Here is an 18262-nt window from a genome sequence, read left to right as displayed (position 1 = left end):
CCCCTCCAGATTTAAATCAAGTCGGATATTTCATTTATCATGCGCTTATAAACTATCCATCCAAATAGGAAGGTAAAGATTGAAATCAAGAATATGTTGATAAAATTAACAATATCCCCCTGCAAAATCAGAATTTGATAAGATTCGATAAAATAATAAAGAGGATTGAATGACATGGTCTTCTTCAATCCATCCGGTAAAATATCCAAGACATATACGATAGGCGTAAGCCAAAACCAAACTTGAATAATTATTGATGTAATTTGGTTTAAGTCACGAAAGTGAACATTAAGGACAGAAAGGATCAGTCCTATGCCTGTACAGAAAATTTGTTGCAGAATTATAATTACAAGCACAGCAATGTAACTAAAATGCAGGTCGTAGCCAATTCCCAATAAAACTAAAAATAACAAAGAGTAATTAATGACCAACTCAATAATCGAAGAAACTGTCAACGAAAAGACAAGTATGGATTTAGGGAAATATATTTTCTTTACGATATTCGAATTCTCAATAAAAACATTTTGAAACCTGGTGATTGTTGTATTAAAAATGGTCCATGCTAAGATACCCGAACTTAAATAAACGCTATAATCAAATTTACCAGTAGTCATTCCCGGTAACTTGGCTGCCATGAGTTGTGAGAATACCGTAGTGTAAATAATAATATATGCGATTGGCATCAGAAGATTCCATAACAATCCGAATACTGAGCCTGCGTATTTATTGCGAAAATCCCTTTTAACCATATCCCAAATCATATAAAGGGTACCACTTCTCATAATTTTTCTAACCACTCTTCTTTTCTGATTTCCTCTAAAACATCTTCAAGGCTGCGATTCAGATCTATCTTTCTCTCCCAAGAAGTCTGATTTATGACTTTATCATTGCTTCCATAATAGATTGGAATATCAACCGGCCTTAGTTTATCCGGATCCACCTCTATTGTTATATCCGAAGGAGATAAAGATATCATTGCATATAGCAAGTCTTCGATAGCGGTCGGTTTTCCCGAACAAAGGTTGTAAATCTGGCCCTTTATTCCCTTCTCAGCAATTAATCTATATCCATTGACTATATCTCTGACATCCGTGAAATCTCTTAAAGAGGAAAGATTCCCGACTGAAATAACCGGCTTCTGCCTGCCTTTTTCAATATTCACAATTTGATGAGCGAAATCCGGTACAACAAATCCCTTTTTCTGGCCTGGTCCAATATGATTAAAGGGTCTAACATGAATGATATCCATGCCGAAACCTTCAAAGAATTGCTTGGCCATTAACCCCGCACTCATCTTGGATACGCCATACGGATTGGTAGGATTAAGGATACTATCCTCTTTTATGGGAAACTCCATCTGCTTCGAATAACCATACTCCTCGGATGAACCTATGCTTAAAATGCGGATATCGCGGGATACTCGTTTAGCAGCTTCAAATAAATACATTGTTTTAACCGTATTCGAGAAAAAAGTGTCACTCGGCTGTTCCCAAGCTTCTTTTACATTGCTCTGTGCAGCCAAGTGAAATATAACGTCCGGCTTTGCCGTGGTTAATACTTGAACGCATTCTTCTTTGCTATCCATATCGGAGATAATTAATTCATCAATGGAATTCTCGGAAAAACATGTAGGGGCCGATCTTGTTATCCCGTAAACTTTAATACATTGACTCTTTAACAGCTGAGCCAAATGTCGTCCAGCAAATCCATTCACGCCAGTAATCAGAGCAGTTTTCACGGTATATTTCCCTTTACTTTTGGTTTAGCTTCTTTAAATCACTATCCACCATCATTTTCACCAATTCTTCAAAACCAACTTCCAATTTCCATCCAAGCTTCTCCTGTGCTTTCGAGCTATCCCCAAGCAATAAATCAACCTCAGCCGGGCGAACAAATTTAGGATCGATAACAACATAATCTCTCCAATTCAGTCCTGCATGTCCAAAAGCAATTTCAACAAGCTCATGAACAGTATGTGTTTCTCCTGTTGAAATGACATAATCATCCGGTGTGTCTTGCTGCAACATCAGCCACATGGCTTTAACATAATCGCCAGCAAAACCCCAATCTCTTTTGGCATCCAAATTACCCATGCGCAGTTCGCTTTGGAGTCCCATTTTGATTCTCGCTACCGCATCCGTTACTTTACGGGTAACAAATTCGACTCCGCGACGCGGCGATTCATGGTTAAACAAGATTCCGGAACACGCATACATGTCATAACTTTCCCGATAGTTCACGGTAATCCAGTGGCCGTAAACCTTGGCGACACCATAAGGGCTACGCGGATAAAAAGGGGTCGTTTCCTTCTGCGGTGTTTCGACAACTTTACCGAACATTTCACTACTGGAAGCTTGATAGAATCTGGCCTCAGGTTTCGTTAAGCGAACAGCCTCCAGCATATTTGTGACTCCGATTGCAGTCGCCTGACCAGTCAAAACGGGTTGTTCCCAAGATGTGGCCACAAAAGATTGTGCAGCCAGATTGTAAACTTCATCCGGATTCGATTTTCGAACCGCATTAATAAGCGACCCTTGATCTAACAAGTCACCTTCAATAAATTCAATCTCATTCTTGATGTGTTCAATATTTTCCATCATCGGTGTGCTGGTTCTACGACGAAGACCATAAACCTTATAACCTTTTTCCAACAAAAGCTCAGCCAAGTAAGAGCCGTCTTGTCCCGTAATTCCGGTTACCAGTGCATTTTTCGCCATAATCAAATCTCTCCAGTTCTTTTCGATATAATTTATAGGTATTGTTCCAGCTTCTGCATTCTTAACTCTTTGAGCAGCAGTTTTACTTCTTGAGCTTTGTCCTTACTACAAATCAGAGTGACATCTTCGGTATCGACAATAATCAGGTCCTCAATGCCTAGGGTAGCTATTAACTTGCCATTACTTTCTATGATACATCTTTTGGTGTCGAGATTTAGAATGTTACCTTTAATAACGTTTCCATTTTCATCAAGTTCATTAATTCGTTCCAAGGCGGTCCAACTGCCCACATCGTCCCATCCAAAAATGCAGGGTATTACGAAGATGTTATCGACCTTTTCCATAATTCCATAGTCAATGGACTGATCAGGCATCTTAACGAATTCGTCTTTAATAACTTCAGCAAAATTTATGCTACCAAAAGCGGCTCGCATCGTTTCCAGTATATCATGCATCTCCGGCATTAACTGCTGGATATATTTGCGGATAACCTCCGTTCTCCAAACAAAGATACCACTATTCCAATAATAGTTCCCCGCTTGTAAATAGGACTCTGCAGTAGTTTGATCTGGTTTCTCAACGAATTTATTAACTTTGAGAACTTCCAGGTCATTAACTACTTGCTTATGATCCGTACTTTCTATATATCCGTATCCCGTTTCCGGATAGCCGGGTTGAATCCCCAAAGTAACTAGACTTTGATTATCTTGCGCCACTTCCACAGCCGTTTCCAAGATCTTTATAAAGCCCTCTTCATTTTCAATGATATGATCCGAGGGTAATACAATCATGGTACTGTCGGGGAATCGTTCTTCAATTAATATGGAAGCCAAACCGATACATGGTGCCGTGTTTCTTCCCACCGGTTCGATAATAATATTTTCATGAGGTAAATGCGGAATTTGTGCCTTTATTAATTCAGCATACAGCCCATTGGTCACGATAAATATTTGACTGATATCAATCAGCTTTTCCAACCGGGCTATGGATTGTTGAATCATTGACTTGTTTCCTGAGATGTTTAGGAATTGCTTAGGAAGATTGGTTCTGCTTTTGGGCCAAAACCGTTCACCTTTACCTCCAGCCATGATAACGCATGTTATAGTCATTGTCTTCCTCCAAACTTCCATATTTCAATGTAGTTTAAACGTTCTTGTATCAATTTACCGACAGCCGCCGGTGAAAAGTTCTCTTTGATATTTCTTTGACCAGCAAGAGCAATTTTGTCATAGAACTCTTTGTCGGCCGTTAACCTCTTCATATAGTCTCTTGCTTGACCAACGTCCGGATCCGCCCAATGCTGGTATGCCTTATACGGGCCGTAATCATTTCCCACTTGGATCAGCTTATAATCAACAGGACAGGAATTGCTTGTATTCATAAAATCGGTATTTGAGGACCAGTTTGTTCCGATCACCGGCTTTCCAAGGTACATGGCTTCAGCCAATCCGAGCCCGAACCCCTCACTACGGTGCAAGGAAACAAAACAGTCTGTTACGGAAAGCAATGCATTAACATCATTTCGGCTGATCGTATCCGTAATTAAATAAATGTTTCGATAATCTCCTATCAAAGCCTCCAACGCCTTGATTTCAGCCGATCCGCTTCTGTAGCTATTAACTTTCAATACAAGTCCGACTCGAAAATCATCCGGCTTAAAGGCCGTTTTAAAAGCCTCCACTGCGGCTTTCGGATTTTTCCTTTCCTGATAACTTTTCACGTCATACATAGAAAGGAATAGAAATGCGTCATTCGGCAAATGAAAGTAAGCTCTATCTCGAGGTTCCGTAATTTTAACTTCTATAGAATGAGGAATCTTCACTACCGGGACAGGGCTTTTTACGGAGACGGAATCAGCTACAAAAGTAGACGGAACCCATACTTCATCTACCAAATTGAAACCTTCGAGCCACTCGTCCGGAAAATCGGGAAGCTCCCAATGCCAATAACCTATCGTATATTTATTTTGAAAAAGCGAATTTCCGTAATGCGCATAGATTTCGGTCATCTGCTCAGCATTCACATGCACCAAATTTACGTTATACGCAGGTTTGGCAACTTCTTTATGGACCCATGACAAGTCTTCCATTCTGGCACTATTCGTACCCGTAAAATTGAGGATTCCGAACGGTATGTTTACCGCATCCAAGTTATTGGCAGCGATTCTGCAGGATTCGCCGATTCCCATTTCCGCCCTGGAATAGCCCAGCAAATTCACACCCTCCATACCGTTAGCAATGGTGCGAGGTGAAGTACTCTTTTCAATAGGAAAAGCTTTCTTTAATAACATTTTTTTCACTTTTTGTCTGGTACTCGGCGGAATTATAGAAGTGATAAGAGGCTTTACTTTTACCGCTAGCTTATATGTAACCTTATAAATAAAGTTTTTAATTTTGCACACCACCAAATTTTGGACGTTAAACTGGCCGGAATCTAGCTCCATTCTATTCCTTATGCTAAAATACATACGTATCTATTAGCAAAGGAGATAATTACGTGTCGAATCCAGTATACGGGAAAAAAGCCGCAACGTCGAGAAATGGGGAAAATTTGCCTGCGGCGTTATGGGTGTTGATGATTGGGCTGATTTTATTCCTGGTATGGGCGCCTTTCCAGGCCGGGTTGTTTAATGGACTTGTACTCAATTTTGAGAAACCGATTTTTTGGGCAGTGCTCATTGGAAGTCTGCTAATCATTGCTTGGGTGGCTGCGTTCTTCAAGAAGATTAAGCTTGAAGATCAACGGGATTGGACTACGATTGGGATACTTTTGATTCCACTTACGTATATTCTTGCTCTGATTCCTGCTGTAAGCCATTATTTCGCAATGAATGCTGTACTTATTCAATGTCTTTATGCGATTCTATTTATTCTTGGTGTCTACTTACTCCAAAATAAACTAACTAATTCTATCATAGAAACATCTATGGTCACTGTCGCATATATCATCGTGTTATTCGGTCTTCTGAATTGGCTGGGCCAAGGGAAGACAATTTCCGCAATGATTGGATGGTTTACCGCAACGGTTATTAACGGACAATACAATCAGGCCGTTTGGGTAGACGTTATTGGCCCGCGCCTCGCCTCGGTGTTCCAATATCCGAATACATACGCCGCCTTTCTAATGGCGTTCTTCTTCGTAGCTGTATTCGCGATTACTCGTGCTCAAAAATGGTATAGCCAGGTAATTCACGCGTTTATGCTTGTTCCAATAGTTCTGTCCCTTCTGCTGACGCTGTCTCGCGGCGGACTGGTGTTCCTGCCTGTTGTCTTTATAATCCTGTTACTGTTCTTAAAACCGTCCAAACAAATTCTTTGGATCCTGTATTGTATAATTGCTGCAATAGCGACCCTAGCGATTGCGAAGCCAGTCACCGAACTGGGGCAGCAATTTCATCTTGGCCAAATCGGCGATCCCGCCAAAGGTTGGGGATACGTACTGGTTGCATCAGCAGTAGTGGCTGCGTTGGCTTGGGTGATTCAGCGCTACTTGGCTCCATGGCTGGAGCAGCGTACGGAACGCTGGTCGGCGAAAAAACTCGCAAACTTGTGGCTGCCAATCGTTTCGGTCGCGGCTGTAGTGGTCCTTGTCGTCTTACTTCTTGGAACCAGCCTCAAAAACGTTCTTCCGGGGAATATCGGACAACGTTTGGAAAACATCAATTTACAACAGCACAGTTTACTTGAACGCTTGACGTTCTATAAAGATGCCGTGAAGGTTATCAAAGATTATCCTGTGATTGGAGCAGGTGGCGGCGCTTGGGCATCTTTCTTCGAAAAATATCAAAACAACCCGTACGCCAGCCGCCAGGCGCACAGCTTCGTTATGCAGTATCTGGTCGAGGTCGGGATATTAGGTTTCATTGTGCTACTCGCATTCCTTGCCTTTATTTTTTACAAATATATTCGCGGCTATATTCATTCCGATGAAACGAAGCGAAATGATTACTTTATCTACTTTATCGTGGTCTTGTCGATTCTTATCCACAGTTTAATGGACTTCAACATGAGCTATGTCTTTATCGGCATGCTAGTCTTCTTGGGATTGGGCGGGATGGCCGCTGCGATGGACAATCGCCCGGTGAAGCGATTCGCTTGGAAGTCCTCCGGATTCCGAACCCTTTATAGTGCAGTTCTGATTATCGGGGCCTTGGTCTTGATTTTCACGTCCATTCGATATATTCAGGCTAGTAAAGCAACCCAAAAAGGTATAACTTTAATGGCTACCAGCTCGGACTTCCAGGAAATCAGGGCACCGTTTGCGGATGCGCTCAAAAAGCGGAGCAATCACCCGGATGCCGTATTAAATTATAATGTTCTCCTGAAGGCTGCTTATGAGCAGAGTAAAGAAGAGGCCTTCTATAATGAGGATCTGAGGCTACTGACGGATGCGCTGAAAAAGGATGCCTTCAACAAAAATATCTACAACCAGCTTATCCTTCTCTATCAACTCAAAGGAGAGACAGACAAGGCTTATAATGTCCTGAAAGACAATGCTGACCGTTACACTTATGATCAAGATTGGTATGAAAGACTTATCGTTCAGTCGTTCGAAATGGGCTACCAGGCGTTGGGGAGTCAGGATGCAGCCAAAAAAGAGCAGTACTTCACCGCTGGCCTACAAGCCTTTGATCACGTTGTCCGTGGCGTTGAACATCTGAAGAACCTGCCTAAAGGACAGTTCCAGGGCAATCCGTTTGCCGTAACTCCCGCCATGGCGCTAAATGCCGGCAAGATGCAATTTATGATGAACAAGCCTGCCGAGGCGGCTGCTATCTTCAAGCAAGGCTTAGGCCCGGATTTGAATGATCCGACTAATCGGGAAATCGCCCGCTGGTATCTGGCTGCTTTACAGAAGTCAGGGGGCACAGACCAGGCGGTCTATGATCAACTCATTCAATTGGATCCTAGTGAAAAAGATTCGATAACGCAAATTGCAGACTTAACCTTCTAATTCCCAAGTCCCTGAGCACTAAAAAATCGGCCTCTCTTAAAAGAGAGTGCCGATTTTTTTAATCCCCAATTTTTTCTCTCATGTATGATAGCAATCCATCGCGCAGTTCTTTATTTTGAAGTGCATAATGAATCGTGGTCTGAATAAATCCGAGCTTCTCTCCAACATCATGTCGGGTGCCGTCAAAATGATAAGCTACGATACGTTCCGAATCCTTCAGCCGCGAAATAGCGTCGGTTAATTGAATTTCTCCGCCTACGCCTTCATGCTGCTCATCCAGGATATCGAAGATCGCCGGGGTTAGAATATATCTGCCCATGATCGCTAGATTCGACGGAGCTTGATCCGCCGGTGGCTTTTCGACCAATTGTTTGGCTTGATACACGCGGTCTCCAATTTCGGTGCCGTCCACGATCCCATACCGGGACACTTCCTCCCACGGAACCGGCTGTACGCCGACGACAGAAGCTTTCTGGAAGTTGTACACGTCGATCATTTGCTTAAGGCAAGGGACCTCCGATTCCACGATGTCATCGCCCAGCAGGACGGCGAACGGCTCGTCACCGATAAACTTTCTGGCGCACCAGATTGCGTGCCCCAGACCTTTCGGCTCCTTCTGCCGGATATAATGAATATCGGCCATTTCCGAGGACTTGCGGACTTCGTTCAGCAGCTCCCATTTGCCCTTTTCGGACAAAGTATGTTCCAGTTCAAAGGAGTTATCAAAATGATCCTCGATCGCCCGCTTGCCTTTACCGGTAACAATGATGATATCCTCAATGCCGGAGGCAACAGCTTCCTCAACGATATACTGGATTGTCGGCTTATCCACGATCGGGAGCATTTCCTTCGGCATCGCCTTCGTGGCCGGCAGGAAGCGAGTACCCAGCCCCGCAGCGGGAATGATCGCTTTACGAATTTTCATGAACGGCTCTCTTCCTTTCCCGATACTCTAAGATGGTGACATTATAACATAGTTCACATTAAAAAAAGACAGGCGGATTCAGAGAATATTCTCTGGATCCGTTTGTCTCAAATCAAGTGGTATTTAACTGGTCCAACCCAGTACTTGAGCCCAACCCTTCAAAATGTTTCTAATAAAAAGCTCCTTACAGAACGTTATCCGTAAGGAGCTTAAAAAAGGTTACTTTGTAATTTCAATATTTATTGTACCCAGAATTTAAGGCGCGACGCGATAGACTGAGGCGCTTCCTCGCAGCGGTTCCGGCTCCCTGGTTCTGGGGTGTGGAGGTGGCGCTCCATTCCGTATTCGATTTTCCGATACTCTTGGTCACCGCCGATTTCCAACCGTCCATGAACTTTCGTTACCACCGATTGCATTTCGAGGAATCCTTCAAACATCACTTTCACCCTCCTACAAAAATGGACTTCATTGTAGCGTCCACTTGTATTGTTTACGCTTTCATTATATCACATTACCGTTTTTTTGCTTAGTTATAAATTTCGTTTATCACCTATTTTTCTTATTATTTTGCAGATTGTTCACAATTAAAAATCCCTTTACTAGCGCGGGTTTATGGTGTGTCCCCGAAGAAAAAACAGTTGTCCGCCACAGAAGTATTCTTCCGTTTCCGGACTCTTTCATCCATAAAAATAGCCTTCTACGCAAGAAACGCAGAAAGCTATTATTTATACTAAAATACATATCGCCTATTTAACGAGTTGTCCGCGCGTTACCCCAAGCTGGTTGGTCGCTTTAAGCGATTTCCAAACTTGCGTGCCGCTGATCTCGCCGCGAAGCGCCCGGTTGTACAGATCGATGACCTGGTGAACCTGCTCTGGGGTTTCCTCAAGGAACTCCACCCGGTAGGTGGCCACCCCAAGCTCCATAAAGTTGCTCAGGTACTCCGCACCGGACTGCTCAATAGCGTTGTATACCGTATTCCTGCAGCCCTCGTCGACCCGGACCGGGTGGCTCATGCCGATCCGGTCCTGCAGCGAAGCGCGATGCTCCTCGCAAGGGCGGCCGCAGTTGGTGTAATCCGTACCTTCACTGAGGAAGGTACAATAAACGCAGTGCTCCGTATGGAACATCGGCAGATGTTGGTGGATGACGATTTCCATGCTTGACGTCCGGCTTTGACGCAGCAGATCCACCATCTGCTGCACGTTCAGGTCGTAGGACGGCGTGACAAGGTCGCAACCCGCCTCGAGGAACAGCTCCACCGCTTTGTGATTGGCGATATTCAGCGAGAAATCGCCAATCAGCCGCGGATGCGAGGCGTACGGGTTTTCCATCCGGTGGCGCAGGTAGAAGTAGAGCGCACCGGTGTTGCGTACCAGCACCGCGTCGGGCTGGAGGCGCAGGATGTTGTTATGGTAGCCGTTCTCGCCCGGCATGTGGATGCGCGGCGTAGCCAGCGCAATTTGCTTGCCGGCGGCCCGAACGGCGTCCACCGCTGCCGGGAACTGCTTGATAAATTCGAAGTCGGCGTAGATCATGTCGACGCCGGCTTCCAGCGCAGCCTGCACCTGCGGCAGGCTGCGGCACAACGCGGTGAGCTTCGCTTCACCGCGAGCCACCGGCGCAGGCGCCCCGCCCTTGGCAGGGGCGCCCACCGGTCCGGCTGCGCCCGTGCCTACGGCGCCGGGCACTGCCGTCGCTGCCGCCGCCCGCGTGAACACGGGCGGCTTCGGCCGCTCGCCGGCTAGCAGCTCCACTGCGCGCCGGCGGATGCCGTTCAGCTCTCGCATGGGCAGGATCACGTCGCCATGCAGCTCCGTGTCCAGCCGCTCGAGCTGGAACACCGTGCCGCCGAGTCGGCCGAACTGCTCTTCGAGCAGGGCGCCGTCCATCGGCCGTTTTTGCGCGACCTCGAGCTCCAGCTCCGAGTCGACGCGCACGGTCGTTCCCTTCTGGACATCGGTCCAGAAGGTTGTCAGCAGTCCGCCTGCGTGGCCGACCGCCCGCACATGTACCGGGAATACCCGGTACGGCTTGTCGGTCTCGAACGTCTGGCGCAGCCGTTTGTCCAAGGCCGGGTCGCTTGTCTTCCAGATCTTGTCACCCACATGCACCCGGCGCAAATCCACGTCATTGCGCCCCGGAACGATATCGACGATCCAGGTTTCGCCGGCCTCGCCTTCCAGCTTTACGCCTTTACGGCGCAAATCGTACACACGGCCGCCTTCTTCCTTTTTCGTCGGATCGCCCGCATCAAACACGATGCCGTCGCCGCGTTTCAGCGGCGCTTCCAGCTTACACACAACGCCGTCGCGGAGTATCTGCTCCACACGGCCGAGATAGACCCCGCGGCTCTTAGGGAACGTACCGTCCAACAATTGCTTGTTGTTCGTCCCTTCCAGAAACCCGTGCGTAAATCCGCGCGAAAAACTCTGCTGCAACTCGCGGATCTCCTCTTTGGAAGCACGCGTGTTATCCCCTTCAAAATAACGGTCAATCGCTTTCCGGTATTTACTCACCACATTGGCTACATACTCGGGGCTCTTCATACGCCCTTCGATCTTAAACGAAGTCACGCCCGCTTCAATCAATTCCGGCATGATATCAATCGCCGCCAAATCCTTGGGAGATAGCAGATAGGCCACATCGCCCATCGGTTTTTGCTCTCCGTCCACCATCAAATCATAAGGCAAACGGCATGCTTGGGCGCATTCCCCGCGGTTAGCCGAGCGTCCGCCCCACATTTCCGAAGTCAGACACTGACCGGAATAGGAAACGCATAAGGCACCATGCACAAAAACTTCCATCGGCAGTTTAGCCTGATCCCCGATCACCTTAATCTGTTTCAGATTGTTTTCACGTCCAAGAACGACACGTTCCATATTCCAAGGCTTCGTAAACTCCACCGCTTCAGGCGAGGTAATCGTCATCTGCGTCGATCCGTGAATCGGGAAATCCGGCGACATCTCCCGGATCATTTTCACCAGACCCAGATCCTGTACAATGACCGCGTCCACGCCCGCCTCGATGCATGCATCGATCAATTCCCGGGCATCTTCCAATTCATTTTGGAACACCAGAATATTAAAGGTCAAAAACCCCTTCACGCCATAGCTATGCAAAAATGCCATGATTTCAGGCAGCTCGTCCATTCTGAAATTGTTTGCCCGTGCACGTGCATTGAACTTTTCCACGCCAAAAAACACCGCATCGGCGCCATTCGCCACCGCGGACCGCATGCAGTCCCAATCCCCTGCGGGAGCAAGCAGCTCCACATCTTGTCTTGTTATTGCCGTCTGGCTCATTTATATCCTCCCGGATGCGCCGCAACGCTGCGACCCATCGAATAAATTTGTTCATCAAGCAAACCTTAAAATTTAAAACTCCAATAACCTTACTATTTTAACAGACATCGCGCTAAGACTCTACCCACCAAGCAACGGAAACCGCTGGCACAGACAAAAAAATCTCCCAGCCCAACGACTGAACTCGTTAACCGCATAAAATATTTACTAGAAAAACTGCATACTGGCAGTAAAAAAGCACGACCGATTCATCCATTTAACCTTTACCGAGTCCCTTAATGTAAATTGATGCAGACTAGCCCGATAGGGCCCTCAAACCAGAAACAGAAACAGAGACAAGAAAGGAAGTAAGTACAAACTAACCGGTCGTTAAATTTACCCTGCGCGCAAAAAGACACCCCATCCACATTCGGAACAAAGTGCCTCTTTTGTATCTCGCTTTTAGTTTTGACAATAAGGCAAAGGCGGTGGTTAACTAAACCACGATTTGATCATAATGGCATCGGACGCCAAAAAGATCAGCAGACTGAGGATACCGAAGCCAATCGCAAACAGATTTCTCTTCGGACGTTCTTTCATCAATCTTATTACCCCGATGAGAATGACAATCGTAAACAAAATCATAAAAATATCGAAACCGTTAAAGGTCGTCGTTACTTCTCCTGCAGCGGCGAGTAACATGGCAAGCCCTCCTCAGTAATGTTCGCGGAATTTCCATCTTCTTATATGTTATCTTCTCATTAAATCGGATGCAAGAGAAAAGTCAAAAAAATGTTGCATTTATCGCTTAAAAAGTTAAAAAACTCATATTAATTAATATCAGTTTAAATCCCGAAACTAAATCTCCAAAAAAACGTTCTCCCTAGACGGACAAATGCCCAAAATGTCCACCTAAAAGTGGACACGAACCTATTTAGTTTATCCAAAGAAATCAATCTATATTTTGATCCGGGTTTAACTCAATTTCCTATATGTTGTGTTAGTTGCGATACAACCGACATATCCCTTTCTCGAAATCATGTCCACCTTTTGAAAGACATTTACCGTAAAAATCCACGACTCAAGGACAAAAGTTGTAAGAAGACGATATTATTTATATTTTTGCCGGATTCCCGGTAATTCATTCGATAACCCCTCCTCCACCAACGCCATCACTAATCACTAATCACAATCACTAATCACAATCACCACTCACAATCTCCGCCCACAAAAAAAGCTCAAGCATCTCTGCTTGAGCTTTGCATTGCATTGCAACAACGGATTTCAATCCATCGGTCGATCGATGCGGAATTGCGTTGCCCTTCCGCACATCAGGAATGGACCTTCCGTTCCTGCGTGCGTTTCGTGTCGCGTTCCAGGACCGGAGCAAGGTAGCGGCCGGTGTAGGATTGTTCGACTTTCACGATCTCTTCCGGCGTACCGGTAGCGATGATCGTGCCGCCGCCGCTGCCGCCTTCGGGACCGAGATCGATCAAATAGTCGGCCGTCTTGATCACGTCCAGGTTGTGTTCGATCACGAGGACCGTTTCGCCGGAATCGACCAGGCGATGCAGCACCGAGAGCAGGCGGTCGATATCGTCCACATGGAGGCCGGTCGTCGGCTCATCCAGAATGTAGATCGTCTTGCCCGTGCTGCGCCGGTACAATTCGGAAGCCAGCTTCACGCGCTGCGCTTCGCCACCAGACAGCGTTGTCGCCGGCTGGCCGAGATTGACGTATCCCAAACCTACGTCAAGCAAGGTTTGAAGCTTGCGATGGATCTTCGGAATGTTCTCGAAGAAATTCGTTGCATCCTCCACCGTCATCTCCAGCACGTCCGCGATGCTCTTGTTTTTGTATTTGACCTCCAAAGTTTCCCGGTTGTACCGTTTGCCTTTGCATACTTCGCAAGGCACGTACACGTCCGGGAGGAAGTGCATTTCGATTTTGATGATTCCGTCGCCCTTGCAGGCTTCGCAGCGGCCCCCTTTAATGTTAAAGCTGAACCGCCCTTTCTTGTACCCGCGAATTTTGGCTTCGTTCGTTTGCGAATACAAATCGCGAATGTCATCAAAAACGCCGGTATAGGTTGCCGGGTTGGAGCGCGGTGTCCGGCCGATCGGCGACTGGTCGATGTCGACAACCTTCTCGACATGCTCTAAGCCCTTCATCTCCCGGTACTGCCCCGGGCGTACCCTCGCCCTGTTCAAATCCCTGGCAAGCGTCTTGTACAGAATCTCATTTACCAGGGTAGATTTCCCCGATCCGGACACGCCGGTTACCGCCGCAAAAACGCCGATCGGGAATTTCACGTTAATATTCTTCAGGTTGTTCTCTTTCGCGCCTTTGACTTCCAGCCATCGGCCATCCGGTTTCCGCCGCTCCGCCGGAACCTCGATGAATTTCCGGCCGCTCAAATATTGGCCGGTCAGCGAGTTCGGATCATCCATGACCTCCTGCGGAGTTCCTTGCGAGATGACCTGACCTCCATGAATACCGGCTCCTGGTCCGATATCGATAATATGATCGGCAGCCAGCATCGTGTCCTCGTCATGCTCGACCACGATCAACGTATTGCCCAGGTCCCGCATATGCGCAAGGGTGGAAATCAATCTGTCATTATCCCGCTGATGCAGCCCGATGCTCGGCTCGTCAAGAATATACAACACGCCCATGAGGCTTGATCCGATCTGGGTCGCCAGCCGAATACGCTGCGCCTCCCCGCCGGATAACGTACCTGCCGCACGGCTCAGAGTCAGGTAGTCCAACCCGACATTAACCAGGAAGCCCAATCGGCTGTTGATTTCTTTCAGAATCATGTGAGCGATCGTCTGTTCTTTCTCGCTCAATACCAGCCCATCAAAAAACGCCATGGCTTCGCCGATGGACAGCGACGTGACGAACGCCATATTCTCGCCGTTTACCGTCACGGCGAGAACTTCTTTCTTCAGACGGTGTCCCTTACAGGTTCCGCATGGCTTCGAACCCATGAATTCTTCAATGAATTCGCGAATTCCTTCCGAAGTGGTCTCCCGGTACCGTCGCTCCAAATTGGGCACGATTCCCTCAAAGGTTACGTAAGCATCCTTGCTCATGCCGAAATCGTTTTGATACCGGAAACGGACCTTGGTAGTGCCTGTGCCGTAAAGCAGCTTGTCCATTTGATCCTTGCTTAATTCCGATACGGGAACATCCTGCGGGATTTCGAAATGCTCGCACACGGAACGCAAGAATTGCGGATAATAGTTGGAAGTACTGCCGGCCCATGCCTCAAACGCACCTTGTTCAATGCTTTTGGAAGGATTAGGAACAAGAAGATCAGGATCGATGATCATCTTCACGCCGAGACCGTCGCATTCCGGGCAAGCCCCGAACGGGCTGTTGAACGAGAACATCCGCGGCGACAATTCCTCGATACTGAAGCCGCAGATCGGGCAGGCATAGTTGGAACTGAACCGCAGCTCCTCTTGCCCAATAATGTCGACAAGCAGTTGCCCACCGGACATTTTCAAAGCAGTTTCAATGGAATCGGCCAAACGGCTGCGTACGTCTTCCTTCACGACAATCCGGTCAACTACTACTTCGATGGAATGTTTTTTGTTTTTTTCCAGCTCGATATTTTCGGAAAGGTCCCGCTGTTCTCCGTTAACGCGAACACGGACAAAGCCTTGCTTGGCGATTTCGCTAAATAAGCTCTTGTGTTCTCCCTTTTTCCCCGAAATCACGGGTGCAAGAATCTGCAGTCTCGTTTTCTCGGGATACTGCATGATACGGTCTACCATTTGCTCTATGGTCTGGGACGTGATTTCCACTCCGTGCTCCGGACAATGAGGATGCCCGATTCGTGAGAACAGCAGACGCAAATAGTCGTAAATTTCCGTAACCGTACCCACGGTGGAACGAGGGTTACGGCTGGTCGTTTTTTGGTCGATCGAGATCGCGGGCGACAAACCCTCGATGGAATCCACATCCGGCTTCTCCATTTGCCCCAGGAACTGCCGGGCATAGGCGGAAAGAGACTCCACGTATCGGCGCTGACCCTCGGCATAAATGGTATCAAACGCAAGCGAGGATTTCCCGGAACCGCTAAGCCCGGTCAAGACGACAAAGCGGTCGCGCGGAATAGTTATGTTCACATTTTTCAAATTGTGCGCTCTGGCGCCTTTAATGACGATATTCTCACTAGCCAATCGATTTCATCTCCCAACTCTTATTCCGCCCGCAGTTCCATGATGGCATCGCGCAGCTCTGCCGCTCTCTCAAACTGCAGATTTTTGGCGGCTTCTTTCATCTCTACTTCCAGGCGGCCGATCATTGCTTCGCGGTCGCGTTTGGACATCTTGCCCTTTGCCGCATCGCCCAAATAGTCGGCCTTGCTTTCGGCTACGCGGGTCGCCTCGATGACATCCCGCACTTTTTTACGGATGGTTTGCGGCGTAATCCCGTGCTTCTCGTTGTAGGCAATCTGGATGCTACGGCGACGCTCGGTTTCCTTGATCGCTTTATCCATCGACTCGGTAATATTGTCGCCGTACATCAGTACGCGCCCTTCCGAGTTCCGGGCCGCCCGGCCGATCGTCTGGATCAGGGAACGCTCGGAACGCAGGAAGCCTTCTTTGTCTGCGTCCAGAATCGCCACCAAAGAAACCTCCGGTAAGTCCAGACCTTCCCGCAGCAGGTTAATCCCGATCAACACGTGGAAGGTACCCAGCCGCAGGTCACGCAGGATGCTCATCCGCTCCAGCGTTTTGATATCCGAATGCAGATAGCGTACCTTTATGCCGATTTCTTTCAGGTAGTCGGTCAGATCCTCCGACATCTTCTTCGTCAGCGTCGTCACGAGCACCCGCTCATCTTTCGCAATCCGGTCATTGATTTCTCCGATCAGATCATCGATCTGTCCTTTGGTCGGACGGACTTCGATAATCGGATCAAGCAGGCCGGTCGGCCGAATAATCTGTTGCACCATCTCTTCGCAATGTTCAAGCTCGTAAGGCCCCGGAGTAGCGGATACATAGATCAACTGGTCGGCCTTTTCCTCAAACTCTTCGAATCTCAGTGGCCGGTTGTCCAGAGCTGAAGGTAAACGGAATCCGTGGTCGACAAGCACATTTTTGCGCGCCTGGTCTCCGTTGTACATCGCGCGAATTTGCGGCAGCGTCACATGGGACTCGTCAATCACGATGAGCATGTCATCGGGGAAATAATCCATCAGCGTATATGGCGTGGCTCCACGCTCCCGGAACGTCAGCGGTCCCGAGTAATTCTCGATCCCCGAGCAGAAACCGACTTCCTTCATCATTTCGATATCGTAGCGGGTACGTTGTTCCAAACGCTGCGCCTCCAGCAGCTTGCCTTGGGACCGGAAAAGCTCGAGCCGTTCTTCCAGCTCCCTTTCGATGTTCGTCAGGGCCACCTTCATCGTCTCCTCTTGGGTGACAAAGTGAGAGGCCGGGAATATGGCGATATGCTCGCGCTCTCCGACCAATTCGCCGGTCAACACGTCGATTTCGGTAATCTTTTCGATCTCGTCGCCGAAAAATTCCACCCGGACCGCCTGTTCCCCTTTCGATGCCGGAAAAATCTCCAGCACGTCTCCCCGAACGCGAAACGTGCCGCGAACGAAGTTAAGATCGTTCCGTTGATATTGAATATCTACCAAACGGGCCAAAATCTGATTTCGCGGCTTCTCCATACCGACACGCAGCGACAAAACCATGCTCCCGTATTCCTGCGGCGAACCGAGGCCGTAAATACACGATACGCTCGCTACGATAATGACGTCCCGCCGTTCAAACAGCGAGCTGGTCGCGGAGTGTCTCAATTTATCGATCTCTTCATTAATGCTGGAATCTTTCTCGATATAAGTGTCAGAGGATGGGATGTAGGCTTCCGGCTGGTAGTAGTCATAGTAGCTGACGAAGTAGTCTACGGAGTTATTCGGAAAAAATTCTTTGAATTCACTGGCGAGCTGCGCAGCAAGCGTCTTGTTGTGGGCGATAACAAGGGTAGGTCTTCCAAGCCTGGCGATGGTATGCGCAATCGTGAATGTCTTCCCCGTCCCGGTTGCACCCAAAAGTGTCTGGTGCTTTTTACCCATTTTTACACCCTCGACCAATTGCTCCACCGCCGCCGGCTGGTCACCCTGCGGCGAAAATTCGGATATGAGGTCGAATTTATTGTTACTAAAGACAATATCACTCATTGTCCAACATCACCCTTATCGTCTAAAATGGAAACTGTACTTTCGTTGTATTTCTATATTAACCTTAGTTCTTCTACTTTAAATGAAAGTAATACGAGAAACGTTCATGTCTCATCCCAAAATAAGAATGGATGTTCCCATTGATTATACCTTTTTTGGGTTTGGGATGCAAACGATA

Annotated in this window: 12 protein-coding genes; 1 reads left to right on the top strand and 11 read right to left on the bottom strand. The window is 47.6% G+C overall.

Going from position 1 to position 18262, the window contains the following annotated elements:
* Nucleotides 1–11 precede the first annotated feature (11 nt).
* The 5 genes from ACLB09_RS15430 to ACLB09_RS15410 are packed head-to-tail and all read right to left on the bottom strand — an operon-like array spanning nucleotide 12 to nucleotide 5160.
* On the bottom strand, nucleotides 12–761 hold the full coding sequence (locus tag ACLB09_RS15430; protein WP_410770717.1) for an ABC transporter permease: 750 nt from the start codon (nucleotides 759–761) through the stop codon (nucleotides 12–14).
* A 17-nt stretch (nucleotides 762–778) separates the two neighbouring features.
* Nucleotides 779–1738 (bottom strand): GDP-mannose 4,6-dehydratase, encoded by a 960-nt coding sequence (locus tag ACLB09_RS15425; protein WP_410770716.1) that lies wholly within the window; start codon nucleotides 1736–1738, stop codon nucleotides 779–781.
* 13 nt (nucleotides 1739–1751) lie between these two features.
* On the bottom strand, nucleotides 1752–2717 hold the full coding sequence (gene gmd, locus ACLB09_RS15420) for a GDP-mannose 4,6-dehydratase (RefSeq protein ID WP_410770715.1): 966 nt from the start codon (nucleotides 2715–2717) through the stop codon (nucleotides 1752–1754).
* A 32-nt stretch (nucleotides 2718–2749) separates the two neighbouring features.
* Entirely contained in the window at nucleotides 2750–3826 is a 1077-nt protein-coding gene (locus tag ACLB09_RS15415) for a mannose-1-phosphate guanylyltransferase (RefSeq protein WP_410770714.1), read from the bottom strand.
* A complete protein-coding gene (locus ACLB09_RS15410) occupies nucleotides 3823–5160 on the bottom strand; it encodes a glycosyltransferase family 4 protein (RefSeq protein WP_410770713.1) in 1338 nt (445 codons plus the stop codon). Before ACLB09_RS15410 ends, ACLB09_RS15415 begins: the two co-directional genes overlap by 4 nt.
* Before the next feature lie 53 nt (nucleotides 5161–5213).
* On the opposite strand from ACLB09_RS15410, the gene ACLB09_RS15405 reads away from it, so the two are divergent.
* Entirely contained in the window at nucleotides 5214–7670 is a 2457-nt protein-coding gene (locus ACLB09_RS15405; RefSeq protein ID WP_410770712.1) for an O-antigen ligase family protein, read from the top strand.
* A gap of 58 nt (nucleotides 7671–7728) precedes the next feature.
* Here the strand turns inward: ACLB09_RS15405 and galU are convergent, their stop codons facing one another.
* The 6 genes from galU to uvrB all read right to left on the bottom strand — a co-directional run bounded on the left by galU (nucleotide 7729) and on the right by uvrB (nucleotide 18084).
* Nucleotides 7729–8595, bottom strand: a complete 867-nt coding sequence (galU, locus tag ACLB09_RS15400) for a UTP--glucose-1-phosphate uridylyltransferase GalU (protein WP_410770711.1) — start codon at nucleotides 8593–8595, stop codon at nucleotides 7729–7731.
* A 239-nt stretch (nucleotides 8596–8834) separates the two neighbouring features.
* Nucleotides 8835–9032: a hypothetical protein gene (locus tag ACLB09_RS15395; protein WP_410770710.1), complete on the bottom strand. Its 198-nt coding sequence runs from the start codon at nucleotides 9030–9032 to the stop codon at nucleotides 8835–8837.
* Between the two features lie 309 nt (nucleotides 9033–9341).
* Nucleotides 9342–11900 (bottom strand): U32 family peptidase, encoded by a 2559-nt coding sequence (locus ACLB09_RS15390; protein WP_410770709.1) that lies wholly within the window; start codon nucleotides 11898–11900, stop codon nucleotides 9342–9344.
* Nucleotides 11901–12371: 471 nt separating this feature from the next.
* The gene (locus ACLB09_RS15385) at nucleotides 12372–12581 is read right to left on the bottom strand and encodes a hypothetical protein (protein ID WP_410770708.1); all 210 of its coding nucleotides are present in this window, start codon (nucleotides 12579–12581) and stop codon (nucleotides 12372–12374) included.
* A gap of 629 nt (nucleotides 12582–13210) precedes the next feature.
* Nucleotides 13211–16069 carry an excinuclease ABC subunit UvrA gene (uvrA, locus tag ACLB09_RS15380; RefSeq protein WP_410770707.1) on the bottom strand — a complete coding sequence of 953 codons (2859 nt, stop codon included), beginning with the start codon at nucleotides 16067–16069 and terminating at the stop codon, nucleotides 13211–13213.
* 20 nt (nucleotides 16070–16089) lie between these two features.
* Nucleotides 16090–18084, bottom strand: coding sequence for an excinuclease ABC subunit UvrB (gene uvrB / locus ACLB09_RS15375; RefSeq protein ID WP_410770706.1), 1995 nt, complete (start codon nucleotides 18082–18084; stop codon nucleotides 16090–16092).
* Nucleotides 18085–18262 lie beyond the last annotated feature (178 nt).

The organism is Fontibacillus forbon, assembly GCF_046559655.1.
Classification (GTDB): domain Bacteria; phylum Bacillota; class Bacilli; order Paenibacillales; family Paenibacillaceae; genus Fontibacillus.
Note: the sequence above shows the minus strand (reverse complement) of the source record. Positions and strands in the feature narration are given on the sequence as shown.